Raw genomic sequence first — 1,286 nt, forward strand, 5'->3', positions numbered from 1 at the left:
AAAAATCAAATGCTTGCGCAAAGGATGACTTTTCCAGAAAAAATTTTCATTATTTATCTGAATACTATTGCAACAACGACAAATGCTATTTCGTCACGTAGGAACGAGCAACACCCATAATTCTTCAAAAGGTTGAAAAAGCAAGTGTTTCAATAGGCGCTTGATTTGAAAGGAGATTTCTTACTTCCTGTCTCCACTTTGAGTAAATACGTCAGTAGACTGGCAATCATGGCGAGAATGATTTGATTGCTTACCCCTTTTTCACTGTGGGAAAATAGCTTTTTAATCGTCATATGTTGCTTGATGTGCTTAAAAATAGTTCAATTTGCCAACGAGCTTTGTACATGTCGGCCACTTCTTGGGCGGTCACATCAAAACGGTTAGTGACAAAACGTAATTGTTTTCCTTTTCATCCTGAATCGTCACTAAGCGAAACGGGGAGGTTAAATAAACCTGAGTACCTAACACCACCATTTGGTCACGCAAAATGTTTTTACTCTGAGAAGGTTCATAAGTTTCTGGACATGGATTTTGGTGTTTTTCTTCACTCTTGTGACGAAAAAATAGCCATCGGCTTCCATTTCATCCAGTCGCTCGTAATCAATATAACCACGTCAAAGATATAGGTCGCTTCCGGTTGATTGACAAAAACTTCTAAGTGATTGTCATCATGTTCAACCGCATTCGTGACTTCAAACTGATCCGGATACAAGTGTTCTTTATCCATAAAACAGAGTTTTAAGTGAAGCTTGATCCCTGCTTTGGTTGAGCGAAAGTCCGCCCAAGGGTACCGAGTGGTATTTAACGAAAAAGTGGAAGAATCCACGAGATAGAGCGCATTTCGTTTAGTCACCGGTGTTTTTGACCGTGCTTTTTCCAGTAACTGTGCGAAAATCGCCCACAAAATTTCGTCATCCATCTGGGCGAGCTCACGGGAAAGCTGCGAATGGCTGATGGCATCTAACGCCATGGTCTGTTGTAGATCAGGGGAAACAAATGCCGTATCCATTTCACGTAAACTTTCACACTCATGATCGATGCCATAGAGAAACACCTTCAAAAAAGTGTTCAAAAGCAAATTTTTTATGATACTTGTCGGCTTGAGAAATTTTCTCACGAATAGAAAAAGGTAATTTTTTTGAAATTTATTCGAAAACCATTTATTAAAAGCTGAAATTGTTTTATACTTATCCATATTAAGTTCCTTGTATTGGTCTTGGATAAGTCATCCAAGCTCAGTATAAAGGATTTTTTTATGAATGAAAATAGTGTGAAACATAAAGAGT

The 1,286-nt window shown here is 38.3% G+C and carries 1 pseudogene; it reads right to left on the reverse strand.

The window, feature by feature from the left end:
- Positions 1–93: 93 nt before the first annotated feature.
- Positions 94–1,195, reverse strand: a pseudogene (locus QQK48_RS18475) (IS4 family transposase).
- Positions 1,196–1,286: the final 91 nt, after the last annotated feature.

It is taken from the genome of Demequina litorisediminis, from assembly GCF_030161615.1.
Classification (GTDB): domain Bacteria; phylum Actinomycetota; class Actinomycetes; order Actinomycetales; family Demequinaceae; genus Demequina; species Demequina litorisediminis.